The sequence below is a fragment of the Pseudoalteromonas mucoides genome (assembly GCF_049257175.1).
GTDB lineage: Bacteria > Pseudomonadota > Gammaproteobacteria > Enterobacterales > Alteromonadaceae > Pseudoalteromonas.
In genome coordinates this window covers 309,262-325,308 of record NZ_JBMMUC010000002.1, presented here as the reverse complement: position 1 = coordinate 325,308, position 16,047 = coordinate 309,262, and the positions used below count along the sequence as shown (strand labels likewise).

At 40.7% G+C, this 16,047-nt stretch carries 16 protein-coding genes; 13 read left to right on the top strand and 3 right to left on the bottom strand.

Going from position 1 to position 16,047, the window contains the following annotated elements:
• Positions 1-160 precede the first annotated feature (160 nt).
• The 5 genes from AAEU30_RS02935 (at position 161) to AAEU30_RS02915 (ending at position 6,263) form a co-directional block, all read left to right on the top strand.
• Positions 161-1,366, top strand: coding sequence for an efflux RND transporter periplasmic adaptor subunit (locus tag AAEU30_RS02935; protein ID WP_421959231.1), 1,206 nt, complete (start codon positions 161-163; stop codon positions 1,364-1,366).
• 11 nt (positions 1,367-1,377) lie between these two features.
• Entirely contained in the window at positions 1,378-4,494 is a 3,117-nt protein-coding gene (locus AAEU30_RS02930) for an efflux RND transporter permease subunit (RefSeq protein WP_421959230.1), read from the top strand.
• Positions 4,495-4,599: 105 nt separating this feature from the next.
• Positions 4,600-4,920 (top strand): HI1450 family dsDNA-mimic protein, encoded by a 321-nt coding sequence (locus AAEU30_RS02925; RefSeq protein ID WP_256827153.1) that lies wholly within the window; start codon positions 4,600-4,602, stop codon positions 4,918-4,920.
• 60 nt (positions 4,921-4,980) lie between these two features.
• Entirely contained in the window at positions 4,981-5,796 is an 816-nt protein-coding gene (locus AAEU30_RS02920; protein ID WP_421959229.1) for a DUF481 domain-containing protein, read from the top strand.
• A gap of 17 nt (positions 5,797-5,813) precedes the next feature.
• Positions 5,814-6,263: a hypothetical protein gene (locus tag AAEU30_RS02915; protein WP_421959228.1), complete on the top strand. Its 450-nt coding sequence runs from the start codon at positions 5,814-5,816 to the stop codon at positions 6,261-6,263.
• Positions 6,264-6,509: 246 nt separating this feature from the next.
• Here AAEU30_RS02915 and AAEU30_RS02910 read toward each other — a convergent pair whose 3' ends face one another.
• Both AAEU30_RS02910 and ygfZ read right to left on the bottom strand, forming a co-directional pair.
• Positions 6,510-6,995 carry an FKBP-type peptidyl-prolyl cis-trans isomerase gene (locus AAEU30_RS02910; protein ID WP_421959227.1) on the bottom strand — a complete coding sequence of 162 codons (486 nt, stop codon included), beginning with the start codon at positions 6,993-6,995 and terminating at the stop codon, positions 6,510-6,512.
• Between the two features lie 12 nt (positions 6,996-7,007).
• The gene (ygfZ, locus tag AAEU30_RS02905) at positions 7,008-7,919 is read right to left on the bottom strand and encodes a tRNA-modifying protein YgfZ (protein ID WP_421959226.1); all 912 of its coding nucleotides are present in this window, start codon (positions 7,917-7,919) and stop codon (positions 7,008-7,010) included.
• Positions 7,920-8,093: 174 nt separating this feature from the next.
• Here ygfZ and AAEU30_RS02900 point away from each other — a divergent pair, with 174 nt between their 5' ends.
• Together AAEU30_RS02900 and AAEU30_RS02895 are read left to right on the top strand one after the other, a co-directional pair.
• Complete coding sequence (locus tag AAEU30_RS02900; protein ID WP_087531980.1) at positions 8,094-8,345, top strand: FAD assembly factor SdhE; 252 nt, start codon at positions 8,094-8,096, stop codon at positions 8,343-8,345.
• 7 nt (positions 8,346-8,352) lie between these two features.
• Positions 8,353-8,742, top strand: a complete 390-nt coding sequence (locus AAEU30_RS02895; protein WP_421959225.1) for a hypothetical protein — start codon at positions 8,353-8,355, stop codon at positions 8,740-8,742.
• On the opposite strand, the gene nadB is transcribed toward AAEU30_RS02895, so the two are convergent.
• On the bottom strand, positions 8,732-10,342 hold the full coding sequence (gene nadB / locus AAEU30_RS02890) for an L-aspartate oxidase (protein ID WP_421959224.1): 1,611 nt from the start codon (positions 10,340-10,342) through the stop codon (positions 8,732-8,734). The two genes, AAEU30_RS02895 and nadB, sit on opposite strands and share 11 nt — an antisense overlap.
• Before the next feature lie 267 nt (positions 10,343-10,609).
• Between nadB and rpoE the strand changes: the two genes are divergently transcribed.
• The 6 genes from rpoE to lepB all read left to right on the top strand — a co-directional run bounded on the left by rpoE (position 10,610) and on the right by lepB (position 16,046).
• Positions 10,610-11,191, top strand: coding sequence for an RNA polymerase sigma factor RpoE (rpoE, locus tag AAEU30_RS02885; protein WP_087531983.1), 582 nt, complete (start codon positions 10,610-10,612; stop codon positions 11,189-11,191).
• Position 11,192: 1 nt separating this feature from the next.
• Positions 11,193-11,798, top strand: a complete 606-nt coding sequence (locus tag AAEU30_RS02880) for a sigma-E factor negative regulatory protein (protein WP_421959223.1) — start codon at positions 11,193-11,195, stop codon at positions 11,796-11,798.
• Positions 11,799-11,802: 4 nt separating this feature from the next.
• Entirely contained in the window at positions 11,803-12,759 is a 957-nt protein-coding gene (locus tag AAEU30_RS02875) for a MucB/RseB C-terminal domain-containing protein (protein WP_421959222.1), read from the top strand.
• A gap of 6 nt (positions 12,760-12,765) precedes the next feature.
• The gene (locus tag AAEU30_RS02870; protein ID WP_421959221.1) at positions 12,766-13,215 is read left to right on the top strand and encodes a SoxR reducing system RseC family protein; all 450 of its coding nucleotides are present in this window, start codon (positions 12,766-12,768) and stop codon (positions 13,213-13,215) included.
• Positions 13,216-13,284: 69 nt separating this feature from the next.
• Positions 13,285-15,072, top strand: a complete 1,788-nt coding sequence (gene lepA, locus AAEU30_RS02865) for a translation elongation factor 4 (protein ID WP_421959220.1) — start codon at positions 13,285-13,287, stop codon at positions 15,070-15,072.
• Between the two features lie 38 nt (positions 15,073-15,110).
• Positions 15,111-16,046 (top strand): signal peptidase I, encoded by a 936-nt coding sequence (gene lepB / locus AAEU30_RS02860; protein ID WP_421959219.1) that lies wholly within the window; start codon positions 15,111-15,113, stop codon positions 16,044-16,046.
• Position 16,047 lies beyond the last annotated feature (1 nt).

Below are 16,047 nucleotides of genomic sequence, written 5' to 3'. Positions count from 1 at the left end.
AAACCTGACCTACAAAAGGTTACAAAGTGGTGTATATTTTTATCTGAACTAATCGCTATCTCAGAGCTCAATACTAGCCGGAAAAACAAGTTATGCGTTTTGATGTAACTAACAATAATCATAAAAGGTAGTTTTTAAAAAGCTATCAAGGAGAAAAACCATGCTTAAACGGTTTACGCCAAGCATTTTAGCAAGTTATATGTCGTTAGCTGTCAAAGGTGCCTTAGGCAGTGCTTTTATTGTGTCTATAACTGGTTGCTCTGATGAAAATGCAGCAAAACAGGTAGCTCCCGCACCAGCCGTATCTATTTTTAACGTAGTTTCGCAAGAAGTTGGCGACTACCGAGAGTTTGTAGCACGCACAGAGGCACACCAAGAAGTTAAGATTAAGGCGCGAGTTGAAGGTGAACTGATAGAACGTCATTTTAATGAAGGCTCTTATGTTGAAAAAGGACAGTTACTGCTTCGTATTGACCCGTCTGAATACAAATCTTCAGTGGCTGAAATTGAAGCTGATATTAAAAGTAAAATAGCCGGTGAAAATGGAGCTCAGCGTGATTTAAAACGAGGTAAAGAAGTCGCTGAGCAAGGATTCATTTCGCAATCTGATCTCGATAAATTAACAACTAATTATGAACAAGCAGCAGCAGCGGTTAAGTCTGCACAAGCGAGTTTGGAAAAGGCTAAATTAAACTTAAGTTACACCGAAATACGCGCGCCATTTGCCGGACGTATTGGTAAAGTAAATTATGATGTTGGCAATATCGTTGGACCAAGCTCAAACGAATTAGCTGAATTAACAGACGTTGATCCCATTTATGTCAATTTTCAGGTAGAAGAAGCTGATTATATAAGTTATCGCCAGAAGCACCAAGATAGTGTGAATAATCCGCAAAATGTGCCGATAGATTTATCACTGCGGTTACCAAATAATACTAATTTTGCCGCAAAAGGGCAGCTTGATTTTGCCGATACGAAAATAGATAGAAGTACGGGTACGGTAGAGTTACGTGCAACTTTCGCAAATGAGAAAAGTATTGTTATGCCAGGATTGTTTGTAACTTTAATCGTTGAGAGCAAAGACAAGCAAGAGCATGCATTGATCCCACAAGCCGCGGTACAAGAAAACCAACAAGGTAAATTCGTATTGGTGGTTGGAGACGATAATAAAGTTGCTACACGTATTGTAACTTTAGGTCGACGTATTAACGCCATGTGGGTTGTTGAATCTGGCTTACAAGAAGGTGAAAAGGTCATCGTTGAAGGGCTACAGAAAGTACGACAAGGAGTTGAAGTAAAGCCAGTTGAGAAAATGGTTGATCACGTCACCGGTACTATCTCAAGTAAAACAGACTCAGCGAGTTAATAGGAGCGTATATGATAAGTAAAACGTTTATCGCGCGACCTAAATTTGCTTTAGTGATCTCTATAGTCATTACCTTAGCTGGTTTGATTTCAATGGGCTTACTTCCAGTAAATATGTATCCAGAAATAACCCCGCCGCAAGTACAAATAACGGCTGTTTACCCTGGAGCGAGTGCGCAAATAGTTGAAGAGTCGGTGATTCGGCCCATTGAAGAGCAAGTCAATGGGGTTGAAGACATGATGTATATAGAATCGAGTTCCACTAATAATGGTACAGCCAACATTACGGTGTACTTTAAAGTCGGGACTGATACAGATATTGCACAAGTTAATGTGCAAAATCGGGTTGCGCTTGCTGAGCCTGGGTTGCCCTCAGAAGTTACGCGGCAAGGGGTCTCGGTTAAGAAAAAGTCTAGCTCAATGTTATTGGGTATAAACCTTTACTCTAATCAAGAAAATATTGATGCGATTTTTTTAAGTAACTACGCTACAAACTATATAACAGAGCCACTTGGGCGTATTGAAGGTGTCGCCTCTGCAGAAGTGATGGGTGAACAAACTTATTCAATGAGGTTGTGGCTTCGTCCAGATAAAATGGCGTCACTGGGCCTTACCGTTACTGAAGTGCAAGCTGCGTTGCAAGAACAAAACACGATTGTCGCGGCTGGTAAACTAGGTGCCGCACCTTCGTTACCTAGTCAACAATTCGAATATTCAATACAAGCTAAAGGGCGTTTAAAAACCCCCGCAGAATTTGGTCAAACAATTATTCGTGCTAACCAAGACGGTAATTTTGTGCGTTTGAATGATATTGCGCGAATAGAGCTAGGTTCGGCCGATTACAGTACAACAGCTAAGTTGAATCAGCAAGATACTGCTTTTGTGGTTATTTATCAGCTAACTGATGCTAATGCCACGCAAGTTGCTAAAGATGTTAAAGCCACGATGGCTGAGCTTGCGAAACAATTACCAGACGGTGTTGAGTATTCTATACCTTATGATACCACTGAGTTCATTAACCGCTCGATTGAAGAGGTGGTGGTTACCTTATTTCAAGCCGTAGGCTTGGTGGTGTTAGTTGTGTTTTTATTTTTACAAAACTGGCGAGCCACGCTTATTCCTACCATTGCAATTCCAGTTTCTTTAGTTGGTACTTTTGCTTTTATGATGGCAATGGACTACTCAATAAACCTAATAACCTTGTTTGGTTTAGTACTGGCAATAGGTATTGTGGTAGATGACGCTATCATTGTTATCGAAAACGTTGAGAGGATTTTAAAAGAAGATAAGCTACCGATCAAAGAAGCTGTAACCAAAGCGATGGAGCAAGTAACTGGGCCAATTATTGCTACAACACTAGTGTTGTTAGCTGTATTTGTTCCTGTTGGCTTTATGCCTGGTATTACTGGGGAGTTATATAAGCAATTCTCGGTGACAATTTCATTTGCAGTGCTTATTTCATCAGTAAATGCGTTAACACTCAGCCCCGCATTGTGTGCTTTGTTATTAAATGAAAAAGCCATGAAACCGATAAAGTGGCTTGCTCCAATTGAACGAGGCATTACTCAATCTACCTCAGTTTATAGCAAAATAATTCATTTTATTCTTAAACGTGCAGGTCGAATGAGTTTATTTGCGATCATTATTTTTGTGGCTGCTGCATGGCTTGCTAAAAGCGTTCCGACAGGATTTGTACCTGCTGAAGATCAGGGGTTTGTATTCGTTGATGTTCAATTACCTGATGCTGCAGCGTCAGGGCGAACTCAAGGTGTGATGAAAAAAATTGGTGATATAGTTAAAAATGACCCCTCTGCGACTGACTTCATTGCTGTATCTGGGTTTTCGTTGATTGGCGGGGCAGGGTCCAATAATGCTCTAGGTATTGTTATTTTAAAGGACTGGGAAGAGCGTACTGCTGCTGAGCTAGGTTTAAAAGCGACGATAGGTCGCCTTATGGGGCAAATGTGGGCAATGCCAGATGCACAAATTATGGTATTTAACCCGCCGCCAATTCCAGGGCTAGGAACTAGCTCAGGTTTTGAGTTTAGATTACAAGACAGTGAAGGGCGCGATCCGACAGAACTTGCACAGGTGCTCAACGGTTTGGTGTATGAAGCAAATCAACATCCGAAATTAAGTAATGTATACAGTACATTTCGGGCTAACGTTCCACAGTACTTCTTAGAAATTGATCGTAATAAAGCCAAAGCTCAAGGTGTTGCCCTAAGTGATATATTTATTACCTTGCAAGCTCAATTGGGGTCTTTATATATTAATGACTTTAATCAGTATAGCCGTACATATAAAGTTATAATGCAGGCTGAAAGTGAATTTCGTAAAGACCCCGCTGATTTGCAGCACTATTTTGTGCGTAATGATCAGGGTGACATGGTGCCGTTAACGACCCTTGCTAAACTTGAGCCGATCCTTGGGCCTACCACATTAAACCACTTTAACTTATACCGTAGTGCTAGTATTAGTGGTCAGGCTGCAACAGGGTTTTCAAGTGGTGATGCTATTGTCGCTATGCAAGAGCTTGCAGGACAGCTACCTAGCGGTTATACATTTGAGTGGGCAGGCCAATCTAAGCAAGAAATTGAAGCAGGCAATATGGCGCCATTACTATTTGGCTTAGCGGTTTTATTTGTCTATTTATTTTTAGTTGCTCAATATGAAAGTTGGACCATTCCATTCTCTGTTATTGCGGCAATACCGCTTGCGATGTTTGGCGCAATGCTTGCTTTATATGTGATTGGTATTGAAAACAATATTTATGCTCAAGTCGGCTTAGTGTTGCTGATAGGTATGTCTACTAAAACGGCGATTCTAATCGTTGAATTTGCGATGGAAGAACGTGTTGCAGGGAAAAGTATTTTTGAGGCAGCATTAAGCGCAGCTAAAATGCGATTTCGTGCAGTACTAATGACTGCATTCTCTTTCGTCTTAGGTGTGCTGCCGTTAGTGTTTGCAACAGGCGCGGGGGCTGGCAGTAGGGTGTCATTAGGTGTCACAGTGCTAGCAGGTATGCTTGCAGCTACTATTTTTGGTACTTTGCTGGTGCCATTATTTTATAGCTTAGTGCAGACTATGCGTGAAAAAATGAAAGGGACAACCAGCTCTGAATCGTAAAAATGAGTTTTGCTAAAAAAAGTCAGGGAAACCTGACTTTTTTTTGGCATAATTTTGCTGAGATTTGATACTATAGCAACCATAAGTCGATAAAGAGCAATGGCAATGACAGGACCACGGTTATACAGCGAAGAAGAAGTAACGCATCAAGCGTACGATATTTTTTTAGAGTTAGCGCCAGATAACTTAACCGAGCAAGATATTGAAGATTTTAATATGCATCGTGAAAACCTCGGCTTTATCGAAGAAGGTGAGCCGGATGAACAATGGCAAGACTTCGTTGCATTAGAAATAGAACCCGAACATTTTTTACAGGTTTTAGTTGGTCTTGAGTTTGAGAATCAAGATATTTTATTTGCTAAAATTCTAATTAGTCGCGATAAAGACGCGCCGTTTTGTCATATTTTATGGAAAGATAGCGAATAAGAAAATGAATCGTTTTGGTGATTTAGCTAGCAATAGCGTTTATGTATTAGCGAGTAAACAGTGAATCGTTTTTTACTGTTTTTTTGTGTATTTGTGAGCTTTAAAATTTGGGCGGTTGATCCGTTTGAAGATTTTCATGAATATGGCCAACTCTCTGATGAAGAAATACATAAAATACATCAAGGTGAAATGCTATATGGTGATACCGAATTTGGTTTTATTGTTAGCCGCGGAAATACCAACTCTACCAGCTTTAAGCTCAGAGGTAATTTGTATCAAGACTTAGAAAGCTGGCGAAATCAATTTAAAATCGATACGCTCTACAAGCGCGATCGTAATGAAATCACCGGCGATGATGAAGTTTCTGCTAATCGTATCTTTATATCAGCGCAAGGAAACTATAAGGTGGGTGTTAAAAATGCCTCTTTCTTTGTCTATGGTGACTATGAAGATGATGAGTTTAGCGGTTTAGCATTTAAAAGTACCATAGCCACAGGGTACGGTAATCGTTTGTACCAAGGCGTAAAAAACCAAGTGGATTTTGATATTGGACCTGGTTTATATCGTTCTGTTGCTGATAATGAGACTGAGTTGGAAGTCGGTGAAGACGCTACCAAAACGGGTTATTTGCTTCGGGTTGCGTTACAGTGGGAACGCACAGTATCAAAACGTACCCGATTCAATCAAGATGTGAGTATTGAGCAGTCATTGTCTGGATTGAATTCGCGACTTAAATCTGAGACATCGTTGATCAGCCAAGTTATGGGGGCTGTATCATTAAAATTTGCTTACCTATATCGATATAATTCAAAACCTGAAGATGACAATCTGAAGAATGACTCCGAGCTTAGTGCGACTTTTGTATATAGCTTTTAACTCCTATAGAGATTTTTATGTATCAACATAAGCAGTATGCTTTATTTATTTTTGTGATCTTAGCGTGGATTGGTAGCTTCGTAGGCCTTGCGTGGTATTTAATTGGTGCGGATATGCCGTTAATGGTTTTTGCAGGGATACTGGTTTTCGTCGGGTTTATTTTTCATGGCCTAACTATCAAAGTAGATAGTGAGACTATTCGCTGGGGTTTTGGTCCTGGTTTATTTGGTCAAACACTACAGTTAGCAGATATTATAGAAGCAAAGCCAGTAGAGAACTCATTTCGCCATGGTATTGGCTTACGTATTACACATGACGGTTGGGTTTATACTGTGTCTGGGTTTAGTGCGGTGCAGTTAACGATGAAAGATGGCAGTCAGTACCGGCTAGGTACTAATGATCAAGAAGGGCTGCTTAGCGCATTGGATGGTAAAATTTGTCCGTTAGAAACCGCCGAAACAGCCTAGAGTTACTCATAAAAAAAGCGCCGAGGCGCTTTTTTTATGTAACTAACCTGAACTCTGGTTAAGAGATGTACTAAAGTATTGATACTAAATCACAAATATATTTATTAGTCTCCAGCCGTAGGCTTTTAGCGATAACAAGGCGAATTTACGCGTCAATAGCTAGCCTATTGCAAGTAAATTCAACGCAGTTAGCGTTGAAAGTAGCCGCTGGAGATAGATTTATTATCCTGAGTTCAGGTTAACTAACTAGTGCTCGTGACCACAGCCACCTTCACCATGTATATGGCCATGAGCAAGCTCATCAGCAGTTGCGTCACGCACTTCAAGGATTTCTACATCAAACTTTAGCGTAATACCTGCAAGTGGGTTATTACCGTCTACGATGACTTCTTCATCTTGAATATCGATGATCATAACTGATTGGTCGCCATCATCAGTTGTGGCACGAAATTGCATTCCTACTTCAATTTCCATGCCTTCAAACATAGATTTAGGCACAGCCTGCATTAATTCATCGTGGCGTTCGCCGTAGCCATTTTCAGGTTCAACAGTAACACTTAAAGTATCACCGGCTTGTTTGCCCTGTAGTGCATCTTCTAGGCCTTGGATTAAATATCCAGTACCAACGATAAAAATTAGTGGCTCGCCATCAAATGAATTATCGATAGAGTTATTGTCATTATCCGTTACAGAATAATGCATTTTTACCACTTTGTTTGTTGCAATGAGCATAGTCATTCCTATTTATTCGTCTTCTAGAGAGTAGGGTAGAGGCTGAATTGTGAGTTCTACCTGCGGTTCATGTTTTACACGCAGTGATTGACTAGGTTCACTGTCGTTTGGCAACACAACAAGGCCATAAAAAGTTTTCGTTTGTTTATTGTAGGCTTGGCTAATTAATTTTCCAGCACGACGCCAGTTTTCACCCACTTGAGTTTCTAAATCTAACTCACTAAACGCACCTTCGCTTGGGCCTGATACAATAAACATGGCGCGTTTATTCTTACCAAGGTATTTCATACGGGCTACAGTTTCTTGCCCTGTGTAACAGCCTTTACGAAAGCTTATGCCACCAATTGCCTGTAGGTTAACCATTTGCGGTACGTATTCACCAATTGCTGCTTGGTTAAGCTCTGGCTCACCTGCTAAAATTGCCTGTTGTTGCCATAATGCATCATCGTCTAGACAGGTAATGTCTTGCGATAGAGAAAAGTCACTGTCTACCATTAATAAAATACGATTGTCTGCTAATTTAAGTGCTTTACCAGCGCTGAAGTCACATGCTGTTGCGTCTGGTGCAAACTCTATTGCTAATTCATTTTGCACTTGCGTTAAGTCATCGCCAAGTAAGCCTATGAGCTGCAAAGATGATTGCTGGATTTCAACGTTTGAAAAAACGGCATATTTTTTCAATTCGCTTAAAGACTGCTCTACTTCGTGTGCTGTGGCTGCAAGATAGTAATTATCTTGATGAGAAAATAACTTAGCAACACTCCAAAGCTTGCCTTTGGCATTACAATGACCTGCCCACAAAAAGTTATCTTGCTTGAGCAGGTTTAAATCCTGTGTAATTTGGCCATGAAGGTAGGCGAGTTTATCAACACCACTTATACTGATCAGCTTATGTGATAAAGGACATGCATATACAGTTGACATAAAAACCTTCTTTGCGAGAAATTGAGGTGCTTATAATAACGTAGATGGCGCTATGGGTATAGATGCAAGAAAATGATAAGTCAGTACATTGGAAATATTTAGTTAGTGTTATTTAAAGCTGTTTATTCAGGGGCAATTTGGTAAACTTAAGCGTAACTAAGTACGAGGTAAAAAATGACTGAAATTCATAGTAAAGCACGTATTCGCTGGGCATGTCGCCGTGGTATGTTAGAACTTGATGTATTATTTATGCCATTTGTTGAAGAAGCATTTGATTCATTATCAGCACAACAACAAGCAGTATTTCAGCGTTTATTAGAAGCAGATGACCCTGATTTGTTTGCTTGGTTTATGGGTCATCAAGAATGCAAAGATCCAGAGCTAAAGCAAATGGTGAACCTTATTTTAGACCGAGTTCGTGTATAGATTTACATTGACGAATAATAAAGCAGATCACACCCCTTTAGTGGTCTGTTTTAGCTTGTTTGCGGTTTGTTTTGCCGCCTTCCTTACAACACTCTTTGCGCAAATTTTTTGTGTTATTGTCACTGGTATTATCGGCTACATAACTTGGCTTTGGTTTAAGCGTTTACACCCTCTGCATGGCACGATAATTTTAAATTCGCCGCATTGTCACTTTATAAATTCAGAGCAAGAATTAAACGGTAAAATAAGTGCGAAAAGCCGCGCTTATCAACACTGTGTTTGGCTCTATATTGAAGGGTTTACAACTGCCCACTGGCTGGTGATTAACGCCAGTGGGGTTGATGAGCAAAGCTTTATCAGACTAAAACGTGCAATTCTTGCTAATGCTAAGCTTTAGCTGGGATTAAAATTGTTGGCTTCTGGTTGTCGTTTTGTTCAGGGTAATCAATAGTATAGTGTAGGCCGCGGCTTTCTTTTCGCTCCATTGCACTGCGTATGATTAACTCAGCTACTTGCACTAAATTTCTTAGTTCAAGCAAGTTATTAGTAACCCTAAAGTTTGCATAATAATCATGAATTTCCTGTTGTAGTAATTCAACCCGATGCAGTGCTCGCTCTAAGCGTTTAGTTGATCTAACAATGCCTACGTAATCCCACATAAATAGGCGCAACTCATGCCAGTTATGCGTTATCACAACTTCTTCGTCAGAATTTGTGACTCGGCTTTCATCCCATTGCGGTAAAGCTTGCTGAGGCGGGCTGCTAGCAAGTTTTGCAAGAATATCTTTTGCTGCGGCATGAGCAAATACAATACACTCTAGCAGTGAGTTACTTGCCATTCGGTTTGCACCATGTAAGCCAGTGTACGCCACTTCGCCAACGGCATATAAATTGGCTAAGTCGGTTTTACCATTAAAGTCGGTCATCACACCGCCACAGGTATAGTGCGCTGCGGGAACCACAGGGATTGGTTCTTTGGTGATATCTAAACCCACACTTAAACACTTTGCGTAAATGGTAGGGAAGTGTTCAATTATAAAGTCTTTATCTTTATGGCTGATATCTAAATAAACACAATTTGCCCCGAGGCGTTTCATTTCAAAATCGATTGCACGGGCTACGATATCGCGTGGGGCAAGTTCTTCACGTTCATCAAAATCTTTCATAAAGCGAGTACCATCAGGGCGCTTTAAATAAGCGCCTTCGCCTCGCATCGCTTCGGTGATTAAGAAATTTTGTAACTCTGGGTGATATAAGCTAGTTGGATGAAATTGATTAAATTCCATATTGGCAACTCTACAACCGGCGCGCCACGCCATGGCGATACCATCGCCACTCGATACATCAGGGTTTGACGTATATAAATACACCTTGCTGGCACCACCTGTGGCTAAAGCAACAAATTTAGCTGCAATAGTTTCAACACGTTTAGCGCGTCGATTCCACATGTAAACGCCGTGGATATGATCGCCCTTGTTACCTAATTTTTTATCTCCAATTAGGTCAATTGCATTATATTGCTCGAGCAAAGTGATCTCAGGGTGAGCTTGTACTTGACTAATTAATGTCGTTTGCACGGCGCGACCAGTGGCATCTGCGGCATGTAAAATGCGACGGTGGCTATGTCCACCTTCACGAGTTAAGTGAAAGCGTTCTTTACCCTTGCTGTCAAACTCCATATCGAATGGCACGCCTTGCTCTATTAACCATTTTAAGCAATCTGGAGCGCTACTTGCGGTGTAATGTACAACTTCTCGATCACATAAACCACCACCGGCATCAAGAGTATCTTGTACATGCGATTCAATACTGTCATTCTTTTTATCAAAGACAGCAGCAATACCACCTTGCGCGTAAAGTGTGGAGCCTTCTTTTAACTCACCTTTACTAATTACAGTAACTTTACAATGATTAGCTAAGGAAAGTGCGAGAGAAAGTCCGGCAGCGCCGCTACCAATTATGGCAACATCTGTGGCGTGGTGTTTATTTTGGTTCATGTCCGTGGTCTTTGCGGTTACAATGCTCTAGGATACTAATTTAAGTAATTGGTACGAGCAATCAATATTATTGTGATAAGCGTATATGTATCATATTTTGGCATAACACTATTAGTGATTTTCAACTTTTACGTATTTATTTATGCGCTATTTTATAAAAAAATAATATTAAATGAACTTTTCATTCATGCCTCAGTCAGAGTATTTGTAAACAATGGCTAAGATATGAATAACAAGTAATAACTAGATATAGGAGTACCGGCTCGAATGAGCGAGCAGGATTTAGATTTAGCGCTAGTAAAAAGGGTTCAGCAGGGTGATAAAAACGCCTTCAACCTATTAGTAAAGAAGTATCAGAATAAAATAGCCGGTTTGATTTCTCGTTATGTTTCAAATCAGGGCGATATTGCTGATGTGGCACAAGAAGCTTTTATTAAAGCATACCGTGCACTTCCAAACTTTCGTGGAGATAGCGCCTTTTATACTTGGTTATACCGTATCGCTGTTAATTGTGCTAAAAATTACTTAGTGGCTCAGGGCCGCAAACCGCCAGCAAATGACGTCGACGCTGATGAAGCCGAGTTTTATGACGGCGCGGATGCAATGCGTTCTAACGCATCACCTGAGAATTTATTATTAAGCGACGAAGTTCGCGCTGTAATTTTTAACACGATTGATAGTTTGCCTGAAGATCTTAAAACCGCGATCACCTTACGAGAAATTGAGGGGATGAGCTATGAAGAAATAGCCGTGGTAATGGATTGCCCAGTCGGGACGGTGCGTTCGCGTATATTCCGTGCCCGTGAAGCAATTGATAACAAATTAAACCCATTAATAGGCGAGTCTTAATATGACAAAAGCACACGTTAACAAGTTGGATAATCAAGATTTATCCGCATTACTTGACGGCGAGCAACTCTTAACAAATGAAGAAATTGCTGCGCAAGATACTACAACCTTAGGGCGCTATGCGTTAATAGGTGATGTAATGCGTGCTGAATCAGAAGATGCTTTTGTGCTCGATATTAGCGACAGTGTTGCTAAAGCATTAGAAAGTGAACCTGTTTATGCTGATTTTAGTCAAAAACAAACTACATCTATTGCTGCGACGGGCACTGACAATGTTGTTGCCTTTAACTGGCGCAAACCGGTTGCACAGCTTGCTATTGCTGCAAGTGTTGCTATGTTTGCAATTGTTGGGGTGCAAACACTACCTCAAGGTGAAGACTCACCCGCTAACGAAATTCCAATACTGCAAAGCACGCCGTTAACCGGGGTTGCTTCTCCAGTGAGCTATTCGTCAGAGCCTGCCCTTGAAAATGCAGAGCAGGGCTTACGTGAATTACAGCAGCAACGTATAGGTGCACTTGTTTTAGAGCATCAACGTCAAGCACGCGTTGCATATTCTCTTGAAAAGGCTCACACTAAGGCGCAAGCCGAAGAGGAAAAAAACTAATTAAATGAAAGTTATTACTTTTATCTTGTCATTGGTAATACTGGCTCCAGCCTATGCCAGCGATGAAACCCCTGCAAAAGAGCTTTTGCTTAACATGGCCGAAGCCGTCCACAACCGTAACTTTGATGCGTCTTTTGTTGTTGTAAAAGGCAAGTCAATGGAACCGTATCGTTGGTTACATGCTAAGCAAAATGAGACTGAACTTGAGCATTTAAGTTTACTTAATGGTGCAGGGCTTGAAATGGTCCGAATCGATGATCAAGTAACATACTTTGAACCGCAGTCAGCGCCTTATTCAATCGCGACAGATTCAATTGCTGGGCCAATTCCTGAAGTGCTTTTTAAAGATATTGAACGCTTGAGTAAAGAATATGACTTTGTACTGGGTGGTAAAGGGCGCATAGCAGGACGAGCTGCACAATTAGTGCGCATCGAGTCAAAAGATGAATTTAAGTTTAATTATTGGCTCTGGATTGACGCTGAATCGTCATTACTTTTAAAGTCGGCCTATGTAAATCAAGACGGTGAAATGCTAGAGCAGCTACAGCTAACGCATATAAGCGTTACAGAAGAACCCGCGCCATTATTGCTCGAAATGCTTAATCGTGACTTTCCGACTCCTTTACCGAGTGATGCCGTTACGCAAGAGCAATCCAATGTTGCAAGTAACAATTGGCAAATAGGTTGGCTACCTGATGGCTTTAGCTTATTAAAGTCTGATAGACATAAGCTTGATCTAAATAACGAATTAACCGACTACTATTTATATTCAGATGGCTTTGTTGAAGTATCTGTCTTTGTACAGCGCCCTTTACCAGGACGCAGACCTAGCGGCTCCTTATCATCTGGGGCGACTACAATTTATGTACATAATGCAGGTAGTTTTGATGTGTCAGTGGTGGGGAATATCCCCGCAATGACAGCAAAAGCTATTGCAGAATCTGTTGCGCGGCCACTTTAAAATCTCATGATTGAACAAACCTTAACCGTGGTGTCTATTACAGGCACCACTGCTTATTTAGAAGCCCAGCAAAAAAAGGCCTGCGAAGGCTGTAATGGACGTTGCGGTTCACAAGTTTTTGGTAAATTATTCGGCACAGCTAAAAGAACCTTCCCATATCAATTTGACACCCCAGTGCAGGTTGGGCAAAAAATAACCTTGGCTTTAGACGATAGCCACATGGTTAAACACGCTTTTGCTGTGTATATGTTACCTTTATTATTAAGTATGCTATTTGCTTTGCTTGCTAGCGAATTATTTAAAGCCGCAGAGTGGATACAAATAATTTCCGCTGTAGGCGGTGGTATTACAGGCTTTGGGATTGCTAAAAGTAGGGTCAAAAGTCTAAAGCACGATATAAAAGTAATAAAAATTCACCCAATTAGCCTCCCTTTAACTCAAATAGATGGTGATTGAAGCCAATTAAATGTAAAATTGCGGCTTTATACACTTAGTCCATTAAAATAGAAGTTTAGAATCCAGTTTATGAAGCATATCCGTAATTTTTCGATCATCGCCCATATTGACCACGGTAAATCGACCCTTTCTGATCGTTTGATCCAAGTTTGTGGTGGCCTAACCGACCGTGAAATGCAAAAGCAAGTATTGGATTCAATGGACATTGAGCGTGAACGTGGTATTACCATTAAAGCGCAAAGTGTTACCCTAAATTATAAAGCCAATGATGGCGAGACCTACCAGTTAAACTTCATCGATACACCAGGACACGTTGACTTCACTTATGAAGTATCACGTTCACTTGCAGCTTGCGAAGGTGCATTATTGGTTGTTGATGCAGGCCAAGGCGTAGAAGCGCAAACATTAGCAAATTGCTACACTGCGATAGAGATGGACTTAGAAGTTATTCCTGTTCTCAATAAAATTGATTTACCGCAAGCTGACCCACTACGTGTAGCTGAAGAAATTGAAGATATTATTGGTATTGATGCTTTAGACGCAGTGCAATGTAGTGCTAAAACAGGTGTTGGTATTGCCGAAGTATTGGAAATGATTGTAAAAGATGTACCATCGCCAGAAGGCGACAAAGATGCACCTTTACAAGCATTGATCATCGATTCATGGTTTGACCCATACCAAGGTGTTGTATCACTTGTTCGTATTAAGCACGGCGAGTTACGTGCTGGCGATAAAATAAAGATTATGTCGAATGAGCAAGTACATATTGCCGATCACGTGGGTATATTTACACCAAAACAAACAAATACAGGTGTACTTAAAACCGGTGAAGTTGGCTTTGTAATTGCCGGTATCAAAGAGATTCATGGTGCACCAGTAGGTGACACAATTACGCATCAGAAAAATGCTGCACCTGCGCGTTTACCAGGTTTCCAGAAAATTAAACCACAAGTTTATGCGGGCATGTTCCCAATTGCATCTGATGAGTATGAATCGTTCCGTGATGCGCTTAATAAATTAAGCCTAAACGATGCGTCACTGTTCTTTGAACCAGAAAATTCAACAGCACTAGGCTTTGGTTTCCGTTGTGGTTTCTTAGGCATGTTGCATATGGAAATTATTCAAGAGCGTCTAGAGCGCGAATACGATATTGATTTGATCACCACTGCACCAACGGTAATCTATGAAGTAGTGACTAAAGATGGCACAACGCAAATAGATAACCCGTCTGACTTACCGCCAGTAAATGATATTTTAGAAATTCGCGAGCCCGTTGTTGAAGCAAATATTCTTGTGCCGCAAGAGTATTTAGGTAGTGTGATCACGTTATGTGTCGAAAAACGCGGCATGCAAACAAAAATGAGTTATCACGGTAAGCAAGTTGCAGTGACATACGAACTACCTATGGCTGAAGTGGTCATGGACTTTTTTGATAAATTAAAATCAACTAGTCGTGGTTTTGCCTCGCTTGATTATAATTTTAAACACTTCCAAGTATCTGACATGGTACGTGTAGATATCTTAATAAATGGTGACAGAGTTGATGCACTTGCTATTATTGTACACAGAGAAAGTGCACAATCACGCGGACGTCAATTAGCCGATGCGCTTAAAGAGCTTATACCTCGTCAGATGTTTGATATTGCAATTCAGGCAGCGATTGGTCAGCATGTTATTGCCCGTACGACTGTTAAGCAATTACGTAAAAATGTAATCGCTAAATGTTATGGTGGTGATGTGAGCCGTAAGAAGAAACTTCTTCAGAAACAAAAAGACGGTAAAAAGCGAATGAAGCAACTAGGTAATGTTGAAGTACCACAAGATGCGTTCTTAGCTATTCTTAAAGTTGGTAAATAAGTTTCAAACCCAAGTTAGTAAGATAAAGGAATGAATGAATGGCAGGTTATTTTTCAATATTTTTAGTGCTATTAACTTTAGGCTCGGGCTTGATCTGGTTGATTGACCATTTTATGTTTGCACCTAAAAGACAAGAGCGCTTAGCCTTGGCTACGAGTTCTGCCGGTGGCGAATTAGATGAAGAAACTGCATCGTTGATTGCACCTGAGCCTACAATTACTGAAACGGCAAAGTCTATTTTTCCGATGATTGCAGCGATTACGATCTTTCGCTCGTTCTTGTTTGAACCGTTTCAAATCCCGTCAGGCTCTATGATGCCAACCTTATTAGTTGGCGACTTTATCCTAGTACAAAAATACTCATACGGGGTAAAAGACCCTGTATGGCGTACACAACTGATGGATGTTGCTGAACCTGAACGTGGTGATATTGTCGTGTTTAAATACCCGCTTGATGAGCGTGTGGATTACATTAAACGTGCTATTGGTCTACCAGGTGATAAAATAGTATATCGTAATAAACGCTTATACATTCAGCCTAACTGTGAGCAAGAACAAACTCAGCAAGGTGATTTATTGTGTAATGAGTTTAATAAGATTGATATGGAAATCATCAATCGTGACGAATTTAAGCAAGGCTCTATGGATCTAGTACGTTTAAATGAAAATTTAACAACACTAAACCATGATATTTTAATCAACCCAGAAGCGCTTGAAATGAAAGGGCGCTACTATCAACAACCGGGTACACGTTCTGATGAATGGGTAGTACCGGCTGATCATTATTTTATGATGGGTGATAACCGCGATAATAGCCAAGATAGTCGTGTGTGGGGCTTTGTACCAAAAGAAAACTTGGTGGGTAAAGCCGTCTTTATATGGATGAGTTTTGAATTTGATAATGGCCCAGATGACATTTTACCAGGCTGGGTTCCAACTGGAGTTCGTTTTGAACGCCTAGGTAATATTCAGTAAC

Excerpts from the sequence above, each read along its gene's own strand:
- nadB (WP_421959224.1), bottom strand. The coding sequence starts at position 10,342 with ATGAACCAAAATAAACACCACGCCACAGATGTTGCCATAATTGGTAGC.
- lepA (WP_421959220.1), top strand. The coding sequence starts at position 13,285 with ATGAAGCATATCCGTAATTTTTCGATCATCGCCCATATTGACCACGGT.
- AAEU30_RS02925 (WP_256827153.1), top strand. The coding sequence starts at position 4,600 with ATGACAGGACCACGGTTATACAGCGAAGAAGAAGTAACGCATCAAGCG.
- AAEU30_RS02935 (WP_421959231.1), top strand. The coding sequence starts at position 161 with ATGCTTAAACGGTTTACGCCAAGCATTTTAGCAAGTTATATGTCGTTA.
- AAEU30_RS02880 (WP_421959223.1), top strand. The coding sequence starts at position 11,193 with ATGACAAAAGCACACGTTAACAAGTTGGATAATCAAGATTTATCCGCA.
- AAEU30_RS02875 (WP_421959222.1), top strand. The coding sequence starts at position 11,803 with ATGAAAGTTATTACTTTTATCTTGTCATTGGTAATACTGGCTCCAGCC.
- AAEU30_RS02930 (WP_421959230.1), top strand. The coding sequence starts at position 1,378 with ATGATAAGTAAAACGTTTATCGCGCGACCTAAATTTGCTTTAGTGATC.
- AAEU30_RS02910 (WP_421959227.1), bottom strand. The coding sequence starts at position 6,995 with ATGCTCATTGCAACAAACAAAGTGGTAAAAATGCATTATTCTGTAACG.
- AAEU30_RS02900 (WP_087531980.1), top strand. The coding sequence starts at position 8,094 with ATGACTGAAATTCATAGTAAAGCACGTATTCGCTGGGCATGTCGCCGT.
- ygfZ (WP_421959226.1), bottom strand. The coding sequence starts at position 7,919 with ATGTCAACTGTATATGCATGTCCTTTATCACATAAGCTGATCAGTATA.
- rpoE (WP_087531983.1), top strand. The coding sequence starts at position 10,610 with ATGAGCGAGCAGGATTTAGATTTAGCGCTAGTAAAAAGGGTTCAGCAG.
- lepB (WP_421959219.1), top strand. The coding sequence starts at position 15,111 with ATGGCAGGTTATTTTTCAATATTTTTAGTGCTATTAACTTTAGGCTCG.
- AAEU30_RS02870 (WP_421959221.1), top strand. The coding sequence starts at position 12,766 with ATGATTGAACAAACCTTAACCGTGGTGTCTATTACAGGCACCACTGCT.
- AAEU30_RS02915 (WP_421959228.1), top strand. The coding sequence starts at position 5,814 with ATGTATCAACATAAGCAGTATGCTTTATTTATTTTTGTGATCTTAGCG.